The organism is Mesobacillus jeotgali, assembly GCF_900166585.1.
Taxonomy (GTDB): domain Bacteria; phylum Bacillota; class Bacilli; order Bacillales; family Cytobacillaceae; genus Mesobacillus; species Mesobacillus jeotgali_A.
The window spans coordinates 520,538-541,363 of sequence record NZ_FVZC01000007.1 but is presented as its reverse complement, the minus strand read 5'-3'; the positions used below and the strand labels follow the sequence as shown (position 1 = coordinate 541,363).

The 20,826-nt window shown below is 35.3% G+C and carries 21 protein-coding genes; all 21 read right to left on the bottom strand.

Going from position 1 to position 20,826, the window contains the following annotated elements; translation table 11 throughout:
* Positions 1 to 146: 146 nt before the first annotated feature.
* Positions 147 to 878 (bottom strand): hypothetical protein, encoded by a 732-nt coding sequence (locus tag B5X77_RS04050; RefSeq protein WP_079505335.1) that lies wholly within the window; start codon positions 876 to 878, stop codon positions 147 to 149.
* An 18-nt stretch (positions 879 to 896) separates the two neighbouring features.
* Complete coding sequence (locus B5X77_RS04045; RefSeq protein ID WP_079505333.1) at positions 897 to 2,081, bottom strand: glycosyltransferase; 1,185 nt, start codon at positions 2,079 to 2,081, stop codon at positions 897 to 899.
* Positions 2,082 to 2,083: 2 nt separating this feature from the next.
* Positions 2,084 to 3,865: an ABC transporter ATP-binding protein gene (locus tag B5X77_RS04040; RefSeq protein ID WP_257391713.1), complete on the bottom strand. Its 1,782-nt coding sequence runs from the start codon at positions 3,863 to 3,865 to the stop codon at positions 2,084 to 2,086.
* A gap of 32 nt (positions 3,866 to 3,897) precedes the next feature.
* Positions 3,898 to 5,091, bottom strand: coding sequence for a glycosyltransferase (locus tag B5X77_RS04035; protein ID WP_257391712.1), 1,194 nt, complete (start codon positions 5,089 to 5,091; stop codon positions 3,898 to 3,900).
* A gap of 17 nt (positions 5,092 to 5,108) precedes the next feature.
* Positions 5,109 to 6,299, bottom strand: a complete 1,191-nt coding sequence (locus tag B5X77_RS04030) for a glycosyltransferase (protein WP_079505329.1) — start codon at positions 6,297 to 6,299, stop codon at positions 5,109 to 5,111.
* Positions 6,296 to 7,330, bottom strand: a complete 1,035-nt coding sequence (locus B5X77_RS04025; RefSeq protein ID WP_079505327.1) for a protein kinase family protein — start codon at positions 7,328 to 7,330, stop codon at positions 6,296 to 6,298. Before B5X77_RS04025 ends, B5X77_RS04030 begins: the two co-directional genes overlap by 4 nt.
* Before the next feature lie 18 nt (positions 7,331 to 7,348).
* Complete coding sequence (locus tag B5X77_RS04020; RefSeq protein ID WP_079505325.1) at positions 7,349 to 7,765, bottom strand: FAD synthase family protein; 417 nt, start codon at positions 7,763 to 7,765, stop codon at positions 7,349 to 7,351.
* Between the two features lie 17 nt (positions 7,766 to 7,782).
* Positions 7,783 to 8,928, bottom strand: a complete 1,146-nt coding sequence (locus B5X77_RS04015; RefSeq protein WP_079505323.1) for a CDP-glycerol glycerophosphotransferase family protein — start codon at positions 8,926 to 8,928, stop codon at positions 7,783 to 7,785.
* 54 nt (positions 8,929 to 8,982) lie between these two features.
* A complete protein-coding gene (locus B5X77_RS04010; RefSeq protein ID WP_079505321.1) occupies positions 8,983 to 10,032 on the bottom strand; it encodes a glycosyltransferase family 2 protein in 1,050 nt (349 codons plus the stop codon).
* 69 nt (positions 10,033 to 10,101) lie between these two features.
* Positions 10,102 to 10,443: a helix-turn-helix domain-containing protein gene (locus B5X77_RS04005; protein ID WP_079505319.1), complete on the bottom strand. Its 342-nt coding sequence runs from the start codon at positions 10,441 to 10,443 to the stop codon at positions 10,102 to 10,104.
* A 26-nt stretch (positions 10,444 to 10,469) separates the two neighbouring features.
* Positions 10,470 to 11,651: a DegT/DnrJ/EryC1/StrS family aminotransferase gene (locus tag B5X77_RS04000; RefSeq protein WP_079505317.1), complete on the bottom strand. Its 1,182-nt coding sequence runs from the start codon at positions 11,649 to 11,651 to the stop codon at positions 10,470 to 10,472.
* A complete protein-coding gene (locus B5X77_RS03995; protein ID WP_079505315.1) occupies positions 11,652 to 12,296 on the bottom strand; it encodes an acetyltransferase in 645 nt (214 codons plus the stop codon). It lies immediately after the preceding gene.
* Positions 12,293 to 12,907 carry a sugar transferase gene (locus tag B5X77_RS03990; protein WP_079505313.1) on the bottom strand — a complete coding sequence of 205 codons (615 nt, stop codon included), beginning with the start codon at positions 12,905 to 12,907 and terminating at the stop codon, positions 12,293 to 12,295. Before B5X77_RS03990 ends, B5X77_RS03995 begins: the two co-directional genes overlap by 4 nt.
* Before the next feature lie 27 nt (positions 12,908 to 12,934).
* Positions 12,935 to 13,084, bottom strand: a complete 150-nt coding sequence (locus tag B5X77_RS23200) for a hypothetical protein (protein WP_176167228.1) — start codon at positions 13,082 to 13,084, stop codon at positions 12,935 to 12,937.
* 15 nt (positions 13,085 to 13,099) lie between these two features.
* The gene (galE, locus tag B5X77_RS03985; protein ID WP_079505311.1) at positions 13,100 to 14,185 is read right to left on the bottom strand and encodes a UDP-glucose 4-epimerase GalE; all 1,086 of its coding nucleotides are present in this window, start codon (positions 14,183 to 14,185) and stop codon (positions 13,100 to 13,102) included.
* Positions 14,186 to 14,199: 14 nt separating this feature from the next.
* A complete protein-coding gene (locus B5X77_RS03980) occupies positions 14,200 to 15,399 on the bottom strand; it encodes a glycosyltransferase (protein ID WP_079505309.1) in 1,200 nt (399 codons plus the stop codon).
* A 22-nt stretch (positions 15,400 to 15,421) separates the two neighbouring features.
* The gene (locus B5X77_RS03975) at positions 15,422 to 16,510 is read right to left on the bottom strand and encodes a glycosyltransferase family 1 protein (protein ID WP_079505885.1); all 1,089 of its coding nucleotides are present in this window, start codon (positions 16,508 to 16,510) and stop codon (positions 15,422 to 15,424) included.
* 72 nt (positions 16,511 to 16,582) lie between these two features.
* Positions 16,583 to 17,656, bottom strand: a complete 1,074-nt coding sequence (locus tag B5X77_RS03970) for an EpsG family protein (protein ID WP_079505307.1) — start codon at positions 17,654 to 17,656, stop codon at positions 16,583 to 16,585.
* A gap of 16 nt (positions 17,657 to 17,672) precedes the next feature.
* Positions 17,673 to 18,557 (bottom strand): glycosyltransferase family 2 protein, encoded by an 885-nt coding sequence (locus B5X77_RS03965; RefSeq protein ID WP_079505305.1) that lies wholly within the window; start codon positions 18,555 to 18,557, stop codon positions 17,673 to 17,675.
* Positions 18,520 to 19,677: a glycosyltransferase family 1 protein gene (locus tag B5X77_RS03960; protein ID WP_079505303.1), complete on the bottom strand. Its 1,158-nt coding sequence runs from the start codon at positions 19,675 to 19,677 to the stop codon at positions 18,520 to 18,522. The genes B5X77_RS03965 and B5X77_RS03960 overlap by 38 nt, the downstream gene beginning before the upstream one ends.
* Positions 19,662 to 20,822 carry a glycosyltransferase family 4 protein gene (locus B5X77_RS03955; protein ID WP_079505301.1) on the bottom strand — a complete coding sequence of 387 codons (1,161 nt, stop codon included), beginning with the start codon at positions 20,820 to 20,822 and terminating at the stop codon, positions 19,662 to 19,664. Before B5X77_RS03955 ends, B5X77_RS03960 begins: the two co-directional genes overlap by 16 nt.
* Positions 20,823 to 20,826: the final 4 nt, after the last annotated feature.

Here is a 20,826-nt window from a genome sequence, read left to right as displayed (position 1 = left end):
AATTACTATTTATCTATGACTATTTCAATTATCTTTTTCTCCTTATATTTACTAGCTAGAAAATTGGGTAGTATAAGTTCTAAAGTCCAACTTAATAAAACAAAATTATAGTATATATTATTTTGCCACTTAGTTAAGCATATTTTTTAATGTGTATTTCCCTTACTATCTTTCAACAATGCTATCAATTCTTTAAAATAAAGTTTATTAATTCGTTCAGGGACAAAACCTTGGTAATTATAAAAACCTTCAATATCGACATTGATTATCGTTTTTGTTTCTTCTTCAAATACAAGATTATAAAGCATCCAATCACCTGGAATAAAGTTATTTTTATGATAAAATTCTCTAAGATTATCATAAAGTTTTTGGATTGCTTCCAAATAGTCATCTTTTTCAGTATTAGTTAATTTTATCTCATTAGATTCTAACTTTAATTTTAATATCTGTAAGTTTACTCCCTTAATTAATGGAGATTCATATCCCCCATCCTTATATACGTGTAATACTGGACATGAATGAATACTTATAAGGTCTAAAAGGGTCGCTGATGTGATAACTTTTGCATAGTGTTGATATTCTTTCTGATTCTTTAACTTTTTGTATAAAAGATTGCTAGCGTAGGTATCCCTCTTATTTACTTTAATGACTTTTTTCGTAGCCTCACAAACGAATACTTTAAACATCCCATTTGTAATTTTTTTTTCGAACTTCATTTCATTGTAACCTTTTATATAAACTAGATACTTAAAGTGACATTTGTTTATTAGATTTCTATATCTATTACTAACCTCATCTCTTAATTCAATAATCTTATACCATAGTTCATTTATTTTTTTACTCCTAAACAGAATTCGTTTTACTCTGACTTTATACATTGGCTCCCCCTCCTCCCCTTACACAAAGTAAATTAGTTTATCTGCCTCGTGAGTAGTATCTATTAGCGATGTTTTGAGGCTCTTGGACAATAACTCCCGTTGATATGGATAATCTATTAAATGTTTGACTCTCTTATAGACTTCATCTTCATTAGCCTCAACTATCCAACCGTTTATCCCGTTTTCAATTTGTTCATAAGCACCAATGAAATTTGTGGTTATTATGGGTTTATTTAGACATTTTGCTTCTGCTAATGTTAGGCAATACCCCTCATGTCTAGAAGTTTGCACATAAATATCCGCTTCAGAAATAAATGGATAGGGGTTAGTTTTAGATCCGAGCAAATGAAAATCCTCTTTCACATCTAAGTCTTCGATTAATTTCTCTAAATCCTCTCGGAAATTACCTTCTCCAATACAGTACCACCTAACCTTATAACCTTCTTTACGAAGTTTCGCTAAAGCCTTAATTGCAATATCCTGACCTTTTTCCTTTGATAACCGACCTACAGTAACAATTTTCACTCCATCATATTCTTGATCAAGATTTATTTTGACACTTCCCATTTTTGATACCAACTGACTTGATACCACATTTAAAAAAACTTCTGCCTTCCTCTCAATAGATGGGATACGCTCAATCAATCGTGATTTAGCTTCATTTGAAACAATAAACAACTTATCAAACTTTTTATATAACTTTTTATATAGCTTTTTATTCATACCGAACTTTGACACATCAAAATGCACCCAGGAAATTTTCTTTTTTGCAGAAACTTTATTAGCTATATAATAATCAATAATGTCATTGGGACCCTGATATGAGACAGCAATATCAAATCTCCCTTTGTGTTTAGGAATTGATTTAAGAATATATTTATAATAAAGGTATCTATTTTTCAGATATTTTGATGTTAGATAATTTAAGATAAAAGGAAGAATTCTAAAAAACTTTTTTTTAACATATAATTCTTTTATTGTTAATCGAGGAGGCTGTAGAATTATAGGCTTAATTTCTTTATACCAAGTTGCCTCCTCAATCTTTACCCACTCTGGTATTTGGTCAAGAAAACCACCCTTTTTTTCAAGCATTAAAATTGTCACGTCTAACTCTTCTTTAGGTAAAACAGAAAGTAGTGAAAGAAGTGATTTCTCAACTCCTCCAATATTCATCATACCAACCATAAACAGTATTTTTTTCATCTTTACCCCAACCCTTTAATTTTCCTATGAGATGTTTGCTCTAATTTGTTATTGATAGATAAAAGATTACCATTTGTAATCTTATAAACTATATCGCAATTCTCAATTGTGCTTAACCTATGAGCAATTATAATTAAAGTTTTTTCTCCTCTTAATCCATCAATCGCCTTCATTATCTCCGTTTCAGTGTCGTTATCGAGAGCGGAAGTTGCTTCATCCATAAATAAAATTTCCGGATCATTATACAAGGCTCGCGCAATTCCAATACGTTGGCGTTGTCCTCCAGAAAGCCTTACTCCTCTTTCCCCCACAGTTGTATTTAATTGCTCCGGCAGAGATTCAACGAATTCTTTTAACTGGGCTTGCTCTAGTGCTCGCCATACTTGTTTATCATCTATTTGTGTTTCTTCAATACAAAAAGCAACATTTCCTCTGATGGTATCATCTGATAAATAAATTGTTTGGGGGATGTATCCGATTTTCCTTTGCCATGTTTGTTTTTGTTCATGTAAGTCAATCCCATCAACTAATATACGACCTTTTTCTGGTTTAAATAGTCCTAAGATTATATCAACAATTGTTGTTTTGCCGGCACCTGATTCTCCAATGAATGCTACTGATTTACCAATAGGTATAGTTAGGGAAACATCTTTAATGGCATATTCTTTTTGATTAGGATACTTAAAGCTAATGGCATTTAATTTGATTTCATTTTTATAAACACGCTCCCCATTTATTGGAGGCTTTACATTAGAAATCACTCTCTGTCTGTTGGAATCAACATTCATAAATAAATCATCATAAACAACTGAAAGAGCAGGTTGATTATATTTCATAGCTGTTATTAGGGAAACTACTCTGTTTATAGATGGCATTATTCTAAAGGCAGCCATCGCAAATAATGCCATAGTTGAAACGACTTTCTCAGTTTCTGTTCCAGCAAAAATAATAATCATCATTACAATTAACACAATTGTAACTACAAGAGTTTCTATGAATAATCTAGGTACATGATCCAACATCTTCATATACATACTATTGTTGGCTTTAATCTGGTTTTGTTTAGTGTAAGCTTCTACAAAGAAAGCCTCTTTTCCCAATACCTTTACTTCCTTGCTTGCCCCTAGTCCTTGGTTTACCCATTTTATAAGACTAGCGCTCACTTCCCGTTGCTCTTTTCCTAATTTGGTTATTTTTTTTCTAAAGTATTTAAAGAATATTAGTACGCTTCCTCCTAATAAAACCGTTGCGGTAATCGTAGCTTCAGGTGCGGTAATAAGAAGTAAAACTAGTATAGAAGATATTACGAGCGCCTCAGTCAATAAATTGAAACCAGCCATGATAATACCTTGAAATACTTTGGATACTTCAACATTCAAATTTCGTAGTAGAGTTGCAGAATTTCTTTCTAAATGAAATGTATAAGGCTTTGTTAAATATTCATTAAATAGCCTTTTAGACAATTTTACTTGTTGATTCAATATCACTCGGTTTTGCGCATATTGGAACAATAGTAGATATAAATTTTTTATCAAAAATACTAGCAATAAGAATATCACCGCAAAAATTAAAAATGCCTCTGCTGATTTAAAACTAAATAAATTAAACAAATATGATAAGATTTTTTGCTGCTGAATCATTTCAGGATTTGTAACTATACCAACAAAAGGGACAATCATTCCTATACCAATAGTTTCAAATACAGCAGCAGCAATCATCATCATAAATAAAATAGCTATTTTTCTTTTATCGTCTTTACTAAGTAGTCTCATTAATTTATTCATAGAGTCTCGCAAATTTCTCACACCCTGCTTCTTTAATTACTAAAAATAGCCCTAACATAACTCTTTTCTTTATTTGAATTAAGCGAAAGCGATTTAGAGTTTTCAATAAGTTCTTCTCTTAACTTTTTATCAACAATTATCCTCTTAATTTCTTGATATAATTGTTCTTCATTAAAATTAACCACTATACCGTTGATATTGTGCTTAATTTGTTCTTTTGCTCCAGTAAAATCGGTACATATTATTGGTATATTTAAACTCCTTGCTTCTCCTAAAGTAATACAATATCCCTCATGTCTTGAGGGCTGAACATATAAATCACATTCTTTCATAAAAGGATAGGGGTTTGGGTTTGTCCCCATGAGTATATAGTCATTTTGAACATTGAAATCACTGATCAATTTTTCATATTCTTTCCTTGCTTTTCCTTCCCCAATGCAATACCATCTCACGTCATACCCTTCATTCCTGAGTTTTGCTAAGACCGGAATGGTTATATCCTGGCCTTTTTCTATACTAAGACGCCCAACAGTTAAAATTCTTATACCGTTATAGTTATCTTGAAAACCTTGGCCTTGATCAGCCATGCGTTGAATTTCTTCTTTTACAAGAACATTATAAAAAGTTTCAGTTTTGTTCTTTAGGTTAGGTATAGACATAAGCAACTTATTCTGACCTTCTTTTGAAACTACGAAGATATTATTAAAATTCCGATATATTTTTCTTGCAAAGTATGGATTAAAGCCTACTTTAGTAATATCAAAATGAATCCATTGGTATTTAAGTTTTGCCTTAATTTTTTTTACAACAAAAAAGCTTATGAAGTCCATCGGACCTGCATAAGCTACTGCAACATCATATTCCTCTTTTAACCTAATATCTCTTAATAGATATTCAAATAAGATACCTCTATCTTTAGTTAAGTGAGTTAAAAAGTAAATAATTAACATTATTAATGCAGTTAATAACTTCCTTTTTTGAATTAAACTCTTTAAAACCTGAGACGGTGGTGCATTTAGGATTTCTTTCATTTTTTTATATTCATCGAGAGTTTTTATTTCTACCCAGTCTGGTATGGAATTGATAAATTCGCCCTTTTTCTCTAGCATAAGAATTGTTATACTAAATTCTTTTTTGGACATCATAGAAATCAAATTTAGCAAAGCCTTTTCAGTTCCACCTACATTCATGCTAATTACCATGAACAGCACTTTTTTCTTTTCCATGGTCATTTCACCAACTATCAGCATATTAATTGATAAAACTTTTCTATTTCTTCCACATTTCCCTTTTTTTCATGACTTAAGAATTGAATTATGGTTTGCTTTAATGAAGGGTCATTTATTAACCTTAAAATTCCCTTGCTTACCGATTCGGGGTTCATTTCAACAACCAGTCCATTTTTTTCTTGGATCATTTGATTAAAAACTGCGTCAAAACGTGTTGTAACAACTGGAATATTTAACATCCGGGCCTCTGCAATTGCTAGGCCAAACCCTTCGAACCTTGATGTTTGAACATATATATCAGCATTTTTTATATATGGATAGGGATTTGATTTTACACCTAGTAATTTAAATTGTTCATTTAATCCATTTTTTCTAATCATCTCTTTTATATCCTTTTCTAAAGGACCCTTACCAAGGGAATACCAACGAAAATTAACACCTTTATCTTTAAGCCGCTTACACGCACCTATTGCTAGATCATACCCTTTTTGATTCGCGAGTCTGCCGATGGTTAAAATCCTTAGACCGTCAAAACCATCCTCATACCCAGGTCCAATTTTGGACATTTCGTCAATTAACTCTGCATTATTAATGTCATAAATTACTTCAGTTTTTCCTTCATAACAGGGAAAAGTATCTAGAAATACTTCCTCTGTTGATTCTGACACATTCACTATTCTATTAAATTGATCATAATATTTTTTCTGAAATTGCCTTTCATTCTCATCTAATCTATAACTAACATTTACCCAGGCGAATTTTTTAGCAGCAGTTACTTTTTCCGCAACATAAAATGTAGGAACTCCCTGCGCATAACTTATCGCTATATCATAATTTTTTGGGTTTTTTTCGATTACTTTTGAAACACTTTGCCAATAAAGCCGTGCCTTCTGGGAATTTTTATAATTTTTTATTCGTAAGTTAAGAGTATATTTAATTCTGGAAGTTAGCATTTTATAATTTAAACTCTTAGCAGAATATAAGAATGCATCTTTAAAATTTAAACTTGAGAACTCAGTATAAGGTAGCGGCTTTAGTACGTTAACTTCCTTTGGTACTAAACTTTGTAACGCACCTCCGTGACCAAAAAGCATTAAATCAATCTCATAACTGGAATAATCGAGTAAAGATAAAAGAGTAACGAGACTTTTTTCTGCACCGGCACATTCCAAAGAATCGATTACAAATAAGACACTTTTTTTCATGAGTTAACCCTCTTCAATTCGTTTTGATTTCTTATAATTGCCTTTATCAGATGAGTTGAAAAATTTGCTGCAAAACTTCTACTCTCATATTGTTTTAATCTCAAGTAAACATCCTCCAATAAGAATAAATCTAAGTAGACTTTTACTGTTTGTTGAAAATAATCCTTATGCTCGGAATTCGATACTTTACGGACTTTTCCAAGATTCAAAAATACCTTTTCATAAAACTCCTTACCATACTTAGGAAATCTTGATTGAAATTTATATATATCGAAGGATGGACTTCTAAAATCACAAAACTCCCAATCAATGGGTATAAGCTTGTTTTTTACTTCTATAAGATTATCCTGTTTAAGATCCCCGTGACTCAATGTAAGCTTTATCTTATCTAAAGGTAAAGCGTTGATGATCTTTTGAGATAACTCCTCAATAACACCAATAACAAATTTACTTTCTTGCTCTTCTATTTTATGGGCGTCCCGACGTAAAATCCTTCTACAATTTGTTACCAAGAAATTTACATACTCTTTAAGATTCACCTCTTTTATACTTGAACTAATAATTAAACTAATGAATAACTCATTAATCATTTCATCGGTTAATGTGTTTCTTTTTAACAAGTTGGGATGATGTCCATTATAATAGACTCCTTTAATAATCCCCTTTTTTCTGTCAACATTCAAAATGCCTTCATAAAGTTTACTTGAATTTTTCGACTTTAGAATTTGCAACATCTTCTTATGATCGGCTTTCGTATTGCTATAGATTGTATAGATAACTTTTTCTTTCAATCTAATCACTTTGAAGTTTTTCTCACCAATACTAATAGCAATATCACCGTTAACAGGCAGTTCTTTTTCATATCGATGACTTTTTACGCAATTAAAAATATATTTACCGACTACCTTTATTCTCTTCAAAGGATTTTTCGGCATCAAAGGTTTACATGTGTATAACAGAATTGGAATCTTAAAGAAATTTGTATCTTTTCTTACACTTATTGATTTGGTTAGAGATAAAAATTTCGTCATATTATTTTCCTTTAATCACTATAATTTTATTTTCTCTTTAACAAGAGTTGACGAAACCCCTTTTGTATAAGGGAAGTAAACAATCTCGACGCCTACTTGCTTGAATCTTTTCTCTACCTCACTGAACAATGGGCTTCCCTTCCAGTCATCCCCCACAAACATGGCATCAAATTTAAGGTTTCCCCAAGCCGAAAATTTGTCGCGATTTACTTGGGGAACCACCATGTCTACATATTTAATTCCTTCTATAATTTCAGAACGGTCTGCATATGGAATTACAGGCATCTTATTCTTGTATTCCATTACCAGTTCATCTGTACTGACACCAACTATTAAGAATTCGCATTGTTCCTTTGCTTTCCTTAAAATGTTTAAATGACCTACATGAAATAGGTCGAAAACACCTGTTGTATAACCGATTTTATGCTGCTTCATTTATTACTCTCCTTTCTTTACCTAAAACAGATTTCTTCTAGGCGGGCAGACAGGTTCTTTGCTGCATAGCCATTTTCATAGGATCCTATTTCTGATAAGAAGCTCTCAAGCTCTTTTCTATAAACTGTCTCGTCATAATTTTGAATTTTCCACATAAGTTCTTCGTTGGATAAAACTTTAATAAAAGGCAATTCCTCCAAATCAAAATATAAACCTCGTTCATTTTGAGTGTAATCTTCCAAGTCAGGGACATATAAGAAGCAAGGCTTTTTAGTGACTGAATAATCGAATACCAAAGAAGAATAATCTGAAATCAGGAAATCGGTGATACATAATAGTTCTTGGATGTCATCATATTGGGTAACATCTATGACTTGAGCAGTTGCTGTTATTTGATTTGACATTGCCATTAGGTGAGGGTGCAGCTTTACCAAGAATATCCACTCTCCACCAAACTTTTTCGCTAGTGCTTCCTTTACTTTTGCAAAATCGATGTTGTAAACATCAAGGTTTTTATCTTTTCTAAACGTTGGTGCATAGAGGGTAACTTTACAGGATGATGGAATATTAAGTTTAGAAAGTGTGGATGTTCTCAGGTCGTTATTTGAATGGATAAGAATATCATTTCTTGGTGTACCATTCTTGAAAATCTCCCCATCATACCAAAAGGCCCGCTTAAATATTTCTGTACTGTACTCACAGCCAGATAGTAATAGATCACATTTTTCCGAATCCTTTTTTGCCATTTGTACATAACTGGTAGGAAGATTTTCTTCAGCATCTTTTTCTATCTGCTTTAAACGCAGTGAACTATGCCAGGTCTGTATGTAGTATTGCTCTTTCCTTTTTATAAACAAGTCAGTAGTTCTGAAATTTGTTATTAATACCTTGGATGTACAAAGCTCATAAAAATAGTGAAGGGACATTGTTTTTACACTTCTTATCCCATCAATATCCAACTTAGAATCCGGGTCATTAAATGCCCAAACCAGGTCGAAGTAATCTTTTGGATAAGCTTTCAGAATATGTTCAGTAATATATTTCGGATTGCAGCCATATTGGCTTCCGTAGTAACTGAACAGGAAAATTTTATTCTTTTTAATAGGTAAACAGTTAAAAAGATAGATAATGACCAGTGAGATATACTTTTTAAGGACTTCCATAAAAATCTCCTAATTAAGCATAGTAAAAAAACTTCTTCAAATTTGGAGAAGTTTTTAGGTTGAAAATTCTTTTTGGGTTATTGATACTTTATGTAGTCCCGACGGTTCAGAAATGATTTCCAGTTGTCTAAGGACTTTCTTTACTGCAGAAAAAACAATATTCAACACGGGGTGCACAAGAAACATTGTTAACTGTATTTTAAGGAATTTATCATCATCTACAGCCTTTTTTAATTTTGTTGAATTTTTTCTGATATAATCTCTTATCCCTTTCCTATACGTTCCTCTTTTATCTTTCCTCCAGTTCATAATCAACAAGTTATAGTGAATTAAACTAGTTCTAAATATAACTATATAAGATTCATTAACCAGATCTTGATACTTTTCTTCAATAAATATGTGCCTTTCCTTTAAACCTGCCAGCATATCCAGGTTTCTTGGTGTATATGCAGCAACAATACTATCGCTTCTTTGAAAATAGAAATACAGTGGCTGATTTATAAGGATGAATTTCTTGACACGGTCCATCACATGATGAGCCCAAAATACATCTTCAAACAAAACACCCTTTTTAAAAGGAATGTCTTGCAGAATACTTGTTTTATAGAGCTTCCCCCAGGCAAAATTCTTAATTCGTTCGTTTTTCACTAATTCATACATTAATGACTCCCTATTTAGTATGACCGGCTTACTTTTCGGACTATAGTGCTTGTGGTCAAAGAGCAAATAATCTTCATAGGCATAATAAAAAGCAGATTGAACCACATCTGCTTTATACCTTTTACAGGTGGTTATTAGTATGTCAATTGCACTGAGTCCTAACCAATCATCACTATCCACAAACATCGTATAAATGCCAGTAACATGTTGCATTCCTGCATTCCTTGCATCTGATAAACCGCCATTTTTTTTATGGATTACTTTGACTCGCGGGTCAGAAGCAGCATATTCTTCTGCAATACTTCCGCAGCGATCTGGGGAACCATCATTAACCAAAATAATTTCAATATTTTTATAGGTTTGATTCAAAATACTATTAATACATCTATGCAGATATTTTTCTACTTTATAAATAGGAACAACTACACTTACTTTATCAGGCATTCTCTTTACGCCTACCTTCGCTTTTTTTATAGGAGATGGACGAAAGTTGGCTGATTGACCACTCCTTATTTATTTGGATACTTTCTCATTCTGCCACTTGATAAATTCTATAAGCTGTTTATATTCTTGGATATTATCCTTTTCAATGCCTGTTTTTTTCAGTTCTTCAGCAAATTCGTAAAGTTCTTTATCATGGCGAACCTTTTCTGTACTATGACCGTTTATCAACAATGCTTTAAGGTCTACATCTAAAACATCCGATATCTTCTCCAGAATTTGTATGGAGGGATTTTTATGTACATCCCGTTCTATATTGCTTAAATATGACTTGGAAATCCCGGATCGATCAGCTAACTCAGAAAGGCTGAGCCCCTTTCTTCTTCTAAGTTCAGATAAATTTTTTCCAATCATGTAGGCTACCTCATTATCCTTGGATATTAAACTATTTTTCTTTCAACCTCTTTTACGTTAATAAAGTTTTTAATACAATTAATGACTCTTGATTGGTCTAGTTCCTCCATATTGGATCCTGACGGCAGGCAAATTCCGTTGGCGAATAATTGTTCTGAGACACTTTCTTTTTCGTCATGTGTAAAATACTTGGCACCTTTGAACAATGGCTGCATATGAAGAGGCTTCCATACAGGTCTTGCTTCAATGTTTTCTGCAGCTAATCCCTCTATTAGTTCACTTACTGTAACACCTGCTTCTTTTTTCTCAATCGTCATGGCTGTCAGCCAGCGATTTGAATAGGATCCGTTTAACTCCGGCATGAACTGAATGCCCGGTAATGTTGATAACTCTTGTTGATACCTTTCAAAAACAGATCTTCTTGCTTCGACTCTTTCCTCTAAGACCTCCAGCTGTGCTCTGCCAATTCCAGCTAAAATATTACTCATTCGATAGTTATAGCCGATTTTGCTGTGCTGATAATGAGGTGCTGGATCTCTTGCCTGTGTCGCCAGGAAGCGTGCGTTATGGATTGCTTCGGTATCGTTGGACACAAGCATGCCGCCACCAGAAGTGGTAATGATTTTATTGCCGTTAAAAGAAAAAATCCCAAAGAGTCCGAACGATCCGCTTGGCTTTCCTTTATAGGAAGAACCAAGGGATTCTGCAGCATCTTCAATCATTGGCACTTCATACTGTTCGCACAACTCAGTCAGCTCATCCATCTTGGCACTCTGTCCATATAGATTCACAACAATCACTGCTTTAGGAAGCAGACCCCTTAAAGCAGCATCTCTAAATGCTTTTTCTAACGCTTTCGGGGACATATTCCATGTCTCTGGTTCAGAGTCGATAAATACCGGCTCAGCACCCAAGTACAAAATTGGATTCGCACTAGCTACAAAGGTTAGTGTTGAACAAAAAACAGTATCTCCTTTTTCCACTCCCAATAAAGAAAGAGCCAAATGAATCGCTGCCGTTCCAGAACTGACAGCTGCTGCTTCAGTGACTCCTGTATATGCGGCTATATCCTTTTCAAATGCGTCTACATTTGGTCCCAGAGGGGCAATCCAATTTGTTCTAAAAGCTTCTTTTATATATTTTTGTTCATTCCCGCTCATATGCGGTGAGGAGAGATAGATTCTTTTTTGAACTCTAGTATCAATCATTTATACACCCCCAGTTACTTCTCTTATTTTCACTATCGCCGGCACACCAACTGCGGTGCTGTTTGCTGGAATATGATGAATCACTGTCGCACCTGCTCCGACCATTGCCCATTTCCCAACTTCCATACCTGGGATAACAGTAGCGCTCGCCCCAATCTGCGCTCCTTCTCTGACTGTGACATTTCCGGTCACAGTGGCGTTCGGAGAGATATGGACGAAATTCTCAATTTTGCTATCATGCTCGACAACTGCGCATGTATTAATGATCGTGTGTGCTCCAAGCTGAGCATCCGAGTTTACAACTGCACATGGCATCACGACACTCCCGGGCCCGACAATAGCATCTGAGCTTATTTGAGCAGTCGGATGAATCAAAGTTGCATAGAACTCTTCGGGAAATCCCAATCGCTCTACAATTTTCTTTCTCACTGTGTTATTTCCAATTGCAACAAAAAATTTCACCTCTGGAAAATCCTCAGCGATATTTTTGGCAGAATTCACCGGCCCATACATGATCTGTTCATGGAAAAATTCAGCATTAAATTTATCATCAAAGCAGCACACTATTTCTGCACCTTCCTTGGCTTTAATGACATCTCGAACGACTTTGCTATGTCCTCCCTGACCAATAATGGCAATTTTCATCCATGCCCCTCTTTTACAATAGATTTCGATCCTTTAAACGGCTCCATTGTCACATTGCCAGGCTGTGTGACTCCTTCTGATTGGATGACTTTATAAATCGTTCTCCACAATATTTTAAGGTCTATAAGTAGCGAATGATTTTCAGCATACCAAACATCTAATTTAAACTTTTCTTCCCAGGATAAGGTGTTTCGGCCGCTGATTTGAGCTAACCCGGTAATCCCGGGTTTAACAAGATGGCGTTTTGCCTGCACCTGAGTATAAAGCGGAAGATAATCCATCAATAACGGCCTAGGCCCAACCAGACTAAGATCCCCTTTTATTACATTGATGAGTTGTGGCAATTCGTCAAGGCTGTATTTCCTTAAAAATTGGCCAGCTGGGGTCACACGTATCTTGTCTGAAAGCAGCCTTCCGTTTCGGTCTCGCTCATCTGTCATAGTCCTAAACTTATAAAGATAAAAGGGCTTTTCATTTAATCCTGGCCTCTTCTGTTTAAAAATGACTGGTGTTCCCAGTTTTACTTTTACAAATACAGCAGTTAACAAGATGATGGGTGATAATACAATAAGAAGGGAAATTGAACTACTTAAATCTAAGAGCCTTTTCATTTTTGCAACCCCTAGCCACGGTTAAGATTAATGTTTATTTTCTAAAACTAATGTGAGCATCTCTTGGATTTCTAAAATCAATTCTTCCGTTTTGATGTCCTTAATTAATTGACCCCTAATATAAACTTCCTGCAACAATTCCTTGAAGCGTTGTTGCTGCGTTTCCTGTACACTCATTCCTTAGTCCTCTTCTCATTCTTTTTTCGCATATAAAAAATCCCCACTTTTTGATAAGTGCGGATTGCTTGGTACTGTTTGTATTAAGTTTTCCTCATATCCATTTGGATTTTTAGATTGCCATCTCCATGAATCTTCACACATTTCATTCAGACCTTTTTCGGCTGCCCAATCCAGTTCTTGCCTCGCTTTCATTGGATCAGCAAAACAGACAGCAGCATCGCCTGCTCTTGGTTCGACAATTTTATAAGGAATAGGAATCCCAGCGGAAGCTTCAAAAGCTTCTACCATTTCAAGTACACTGTATCCTTTTCCAGTTCCTAGATTGAATGATTCAATCCCATTACTTGTTCCTACTTTTTCAAGTGCCTTCAAATGGCCTTTTGCAAGATCGACTACATGAATGTAATCCCTAACCCCAGTTCCATCAGCTGTTGGATACCCATTGCCGAATACACTGAGTTCTGGCAGTTTACCGATAGCAACTTGTGTGATAAATGGCATTAAGTTATTGGGAATTCCATTTGGATCTTCTCCAATCATTCCAGATTCATGGGCTCCGATTGGGTTGAAATACCGCAATAGGGCGATGCTCCAGTTAGGGTCAGAATGATAAAGATCCGTTAATATTTCCTCAATCATTAACTTCGTTCGTCCATAGGGGTTAAGTGCACTTAAAGGGAAGTCTTCTGATATCGGAACCCTTTCCGGCATGCCATATACAGTTGCAGAGGAACTGAAAACCAGTCTATTAACATCGTATTTTTTCATGATGTTTAATAGATTGATTGTACCGCTAATATTATTATGGTAATACTTGAGCGGTAATCGTACAGATTCTCCAACAGCTTTAAGACCGGCGAAGTGAATGACAGCATCAATCTCATTTTCTATAAAGATCTTTTCAAGTTCTTGCTCATTCAGTAAATCAACCTGGTAGAACGGAATGCTCTTTCCGGTAATTTCACTAATTCTATTTAATGATTCTTTTTTGCTATTCATAAGGTTATCAACAACGATGATTTCATAGCCTGCATTTAGCAACTCAACACAAGTATGGCTGCCTATGTAGCCTGCACCGCCTGTTACAAGAACTGGCATAAATCCACCTCCGTTTATGCATTTATTAAGCTGTAAATCTTCTGGACTTCATTTTTATTTCCATAATCCATTGACCTTGTATTTTTGATTAACTCTTCTTTTAAAGCAGGATTATCAAGTAACTTTTGGAGTCCTTCAACAATGCCTTCAATTTTCATTGGAGTAATAAGTCCATCTACCCCATCTTTCACCTGACTTTTTGCCGTTGGAAAGTTGGTAATGATAACTGGTTTTCCAAGTATCTGCGCTTCTCGAATGGTTACTGCTTTCCCCTCATATCTTGAAGGCTGAACATAGATATCGCATGCTTTTATGTAAGGATAGGGATTCATTTTTTTACCGAGAAGGAAAAAATGATTTTCTACCCCTAACTCAGCTATAAGTTTACGCAGCTCATATTCCAGAGGGCCATATCCTACAACATACCAGGCAATATCATATCCTTTATTTATCAATTGCCTGCATGCCTGTATTGCATTGTCAAACCCTTTCGCATGAGAAAGCCGGCCAACTGACATAATAATGTTTTTACCTGGTTCTTTTTTGATCTCCTGCGCAATCTGGACTTCAGCTTGCTGTCTTACAAAATCCTGAGAGAGGATATTTTCTATGACGATTGTCTTTTCTTTTAATTGTGGAAACTGGTTTACAAAGGCGTTCGAACATTCCTCTGAAACTGCGACTATTTGGTCCAAATTTTTCCACATTTTCATTTCCGTCTTTTTATCAATAAAAATATTGGAATAATCCGTATGGACCCAACCGACTTTTCTTTTCGCCTTTACTTTTTCCCCGATGAAATGATGCGGCCATAAGAAACCAATCGCAAGATCATACTCCTTTGATAATTCAGGCAAAAAAGGACGTGTAAGCTCCCAGCCATATTGGATCGTTAAATATCCATGTTCCTCAACCTTCATCATTTTTCCTTTGATGCTGCTTTTATACCTAGCTAATAACCTAGAAACGGCAATAGGATATCGGCCATCTCGGATAATCTGTGATACCGATTTCCTGAATGTACTGTAAGCTGGATTCTCCGGGAGCAAATACGGTCCTTCAGGCAATAACGAAAAGAACTCTCCTTCATGCTTAAAGAGCATTAAATCAACCTCATATTTTTGATAGTCAATGCTATTCAACAACCCAATCAGACTTCGTTCAACACCGCCGATGGCTAAATCAAATGAAGCGATCAATACTTTCTTCTTCATTTATCACTTCTCCCCAAAATTACTATCCAACCCTGTAAAGTTTCATCCATTCATCGATGTTTTGTTGGATGCTAAAACCTTTTTCAGACAGCGCTTTAACTAAAGCTTCTTTTTCTGGCTTCTGAATATTGATTGCCTTTCCTACTTCTTCTCCCCATTTCTCAGGATCCTCTTCCAGACTTAAATACCTTACTAAGCCAAGCCCCATATCTGTACTAATGGGAACCGAATCCGACATAATACATGGAGTTCCGCTAATCTGAGCTTCAACTGTAACAATCCCGAAACCCTCAAATATTGAAGGGAAAAGAAAAACATCGAAAGCCTTCATCAATCTCGGAATATCAGAGCGTACTCCTAAAAAACAAACATGTTTTGAAAGCCCCAAATTCTCAGCTTCTTGTTCAATCTTCTTTTTTATAGGACCATCCCCTACCAGAAGAGCCACATACCTTTTATCTTTATTCACCAGTTGTTTGAGAACTTTCAGAATAAACGCCTGGTTTTTAGACTTTGAAAACTTTCCAACATGACCGATGATTTTGGCATCCTGGTTTAGTCCCACTTCTTTTATCACACTCGTTTTGGTAATGGTTTCATCAAGATACTGGCTTAAATCAATACCATTTTTCAGGATAGTGACTCTATTGTTATCAACTGCCTTTTGACCAAATAAAAAAGCTCCAGCCTCTTGGCTGCAGCTGCAATATTGAGTCGCTGAGATTTTAATTATTGACTGCAAACCCTTTAGTAGTAGCTTTTGTTTAAAGCTGTCATTTATTGGCCAGTTATTGCTGTGAGAGTGGCAAATGCGATGCGGAATTCCTGCAATTTTTGCTGCAAGGGCGGGAAATCCACTTTGGTAATCGGTATGGGAGTGAATGGCAATATAAGAATTTGACGACATAATTTCACTTAGTTTCTTAACATAAGAAATAGGACCAGCAATTCCTAAGCTGGGAACATTATAAATCTTTCCGCCTAATTCTCGAATCTCATTATCGTAAGCTCCTTGATCATCACGGTGAACAATAAAATCAAACTGAAGTTTGCTTCTATCCAGATTCCGATAAACATTCATAAGTAATGTTTCCGCCCCACCTCGATCCATCGCGCTGACAATATGCAAGACCCTGCCGATATATTTTTCTACCACATGTTATCCCCCCTATCAATAAATAGCTTAAAAGATGATATAGTCGCTTTTATAGTGAATGTTTAAGCTAATTACACTTTCGTAATAGTAATAAAGAAAATAACAAACTATTATTCCTAAATAAACCAATCGCTGTTCTTTTTCATGAAAAAGCTTTACAATCCATCCTACTAAAATAAGCTGATATAGTTCAAAATAAATATTAAATCTAGCAAATATCCAATTCTGTGTTGATACAATCATAAAAACTAAACCAATCAGTGCCATGTTGACTATGTAATCACTTTCAGGAAATATCTCCCTTAACCTTTCTCTTCCGAAGAAGGCAATTATAAGAGGAGTCCCGAAAACTGCAACACGGATTACATTCGCTCCTCCTTCCTTGAAATCTTTATAATGACCATATTGTGTATCTTCTAAGGTGGAGAAAAGGATTGAGGAGAATTGATCAAACCCTATGACAATAACAACTGCAATAACCAATAACATTAACGTTGCTCTGGACCATGCTTTGTACCGAACCAAGAAATATATTGGCAGAAGGATAAGTGCACTCTCATGAAAAGTAGAAGCAAATAAGACGATCAAAGTGTATGCGAAGAAGTTTCCGCTAATGATAAACCGTGTAGCCATAAAAATAATTGCAGCGGTAAGGCTTTGACGAATTCCGTTCATTGTAACTAAGTATAGTCCGCCTGTGATATACACAAACGTACTTAACTCAAAGTGCCTTGAATACTTCGAAAACACTAAAATAATGAGTATATTTGTAATAATTGCAGCAGTAAAAATCAAAATCTGTGGATTGTCAGAGAATTTTTTCAAAAACATTTGAAAGATCCAAAAGCCGATATTCTCTTGATTCTTCACTTGTTCCCATGTAAAATCATTTACTTCAAATGCATGCTTATAAAAGTAAGTATCACCTATGTTGGAGCGTAAACCTGATACTAGTGCTAGTGATAAAAGTGATCCTATAACATATATCTTTTGCAATGAAATCGTAGTCATTGAAGCAGTATTAATATTAGGTATAGCAAAATACCTTGCCAATAACGAGAAACAAAAGACAATAAAAAGATTTAACCAAAGAATTTCCATTTTCTATTCCTTTCAATTAAACCGTTCTTGTTTTTGTCTTAATAAAAAGAAACAACATAATTCCTAGTGGCACTGCTATTGTGGTTAAGAGCTTATTTGGGGCTTCTTTAATAAATTGAAAATTGTTATCTAGGAGACAACTGGACACATAATGAACAGCCTGCCGAAACTTAAACTTGCCACTTACGAAAGGCAACTTCATAAGTTCTTTCCTGTAGAATGTAAATCCTTTTGGATTTTTCCGGTATTGTCTCAACATATTAAGTGACGAGCCATCTGGCAGGTATTCCACACAACATAATACCTCGTTCATTAATAGCATTTTATATTGTTGGTCCAGCTTATAATATTTGTAGGCAAGGCCTACATATTTCTCATTTTCAAAAATCGGATACGGGAATTCTTTGGTTAAATCCGTTCTATAAACTAACTTTTTATCCCCCGATACTCCAAATTTATAATACAAATCAAACAGTGTAGAGGTCTTTAGGTTAGTAGGCAGCATTGAACCGATTACTTTTCCATCAAAGTTAGAATCCAACCCTATTATTCCGCTGACATTTTTACTGCCGTTAGCTTCCCACATCATTATAATTTTTTCTACTGCATCATCAGGCATATAATCATCAGAATCTATACAGACATTCAATTCAGTCTCAATAAGTTCATATGCCGTATTATGCGCTCCATGCATACCCTGGTTTTCTTGCCAAATATATTGTATATCTATTAAGCTTTCAGTCTTCCAATTACTAACTAAGTCCTTCGTATGATCAGTAGACCCATCATCAATGATCAACCAAATGAAGTCTTTATTGGTTTGTCTTTTTAACGATTCATAACAATTGCCCAGACAATATGCTCTATTGTATGTTGGCGTGAATACCGTTAACTTCTTCATTCATCACATCCCCTGTAACAGTAGAATAAAATTCTCTAAGATAATCGGAAGAATTCTTTATATCAAAGCCATTTTTTGAAATCAGTAAATTTAAATTACTATTTCTAATAGAGTGTAGACCTGCTATTTCTTGCATCTTGTCAATCCATAGTTTTTTATTGTTGAGAGATAGAGACTGAACTAAGCCTATCCCCATATCTATTTCTTTGGTTATAGTATCAGAGATAAGGCAAGGAAGCCCTGAAGCCTGAGCCTCAATTACTGAGAGTGGAAATCCTTCAAAGACAGAAGGGAAAAGAAAAATGTCAAAAGCCTGGAGAAGCTGGTCAACATCTGATCTGCTTCCAAGGAACTTAACCTTTTTAGTTAGTTGCATCTCTTCGACTTTCCGCTTAATCTCCGGGAGCAGCGGACCGTCTCCAACAAACAAAAGTATGGCCTCTTCTCTATAAGACAGAAATTCTTTAAACACCTCTAATAAATAGGAATGATTCTTCGGCATTGAAAATCTGCCCACGTGACCGACTATGAACTGATCTTCCTTTATTTTTAATTCTGACCTAATCGATTCCCTTACCTTCTGAGAATATTTAAAGTGTTCTAAGTCAATTCCATTTTTTAATAAAATCGTTCTATCAGCTTTTTTCCCAAATAGCCATTCGGCAGCTTCCCCAGAACATGAAACAAAATAAGTAGCATACTTTGGAATCATTATTCCGGCATACCATTTGTATATTCTAGCCGCTGCCCCGCCTTCACTCCTGGTACTATGGCTGTGAGCGATTCTTACAGAAACTCCTGCTTTTTTTGCGGCACGTAATACAAATCCACTCATTTTATCCATATGTGAATGAACGATCTGGTATTGCGGAGTATTCATAAAAAAACCGTTCAATGCTTTGAGATAATTCGAGTGACCGACATCCGTAATATAAGGAATCCTATATATCCTCCCTCCTAATTCATTTATCTCCTTATCAAACACTCCTTCTTTACAAGTCAAAAAATCAAACTGGATTTTAGAGCGATCAATATTTCGATATAGATTCATCAGCAGTGTTTCTGCTCCGCCACGGTTCATGTTGACGACTACATGTAAAACTCTTAAAGGGCTGCCCACTTCGACTCCTCCGTTTCTGCCATATATGGTTTGTAGATTGCACTCTTTTCTTGGAGTATTTTGTTTGTACTGAAGTTATTAATTATCAGCCTTCGTCCATTGGACCCCATTACTGCCCTTTGTGCTGGATCCTTTGCCAACAGCTTCATCTTTTTAGCAAACATCCGTGGGTTAGACTCTTTGATTAACCAGCCTTCTTGCTGGTTTGTAATTAGTTCTCGATGCCCTCTGTTTACTGTTGCGATTACCGGCAAGCCGCATGCCATGGCTTCCATAATATTCACAGGGAGACCTTCTCGAAAACTCGATCCAACAGCAACATCAGATATTTGCAGTAACTGTTCAATGTCCTTCCTAAATCCTAAAAAATGAACCTGATTTTCAACAGCTAGTTTTTTTGCCAATTTACGACACTCCTCCAATGAAGGTCCTTCTCCAGCAAATAACAGCTTAGCTTTTGGAACATCATCTACTATTTGTGCTAGGGCTCGAATTAACAATTGCTGGTTCTTGTTTTTATTGAATTCCGCAGCATAAAACATTAAAAAATCGCCAACGTTGTAGCCGTAGGCGATTCTTAGTTCCTTTTTATACTCTTTTTCAGCGGGCCTGAATTTTTCTGTGTTTACTCCAACTCCATGAACATGTTCAATACGGTCTGCCTTGAAATGATGCCGTTTTGCTCTGTTGAAATCCTCTTCATTAATGGTAATCAGGCAGTCGGTATACCTGGCCAGCCATTTTTCAATAGGATAGTAGATTAGCCAGTTTATTGCCGGTGAACCTATACAGAAATGAAAACCATGAGCTGTGTACAATACTTTCGTTCCTTTTTCTCTGGCTGCCATGGAAGCTAGTCTGGCTAGCACTCCGCCAACTGGCGTATGACTATGAATGATTTGATAATCATTTTGGTCGATGATTGATTTTAATTGTTGATATGCCTTCATATTTTGCAGGCTGAATGGCGACCTTTGTATTGGCAAATCGTATTTTTTATCAACAAAAGGGAGCTCCATATTGCCTTTAGCAGCAACATGTACCTCCCACCCTTGCTCTTTGAACCATTTCATATATGGTAAATGAAAGGCACTGAAATGGTAATCAACTGTTGCACAAAGTAAAATCCGTTTTTTTGTACCCATAAGT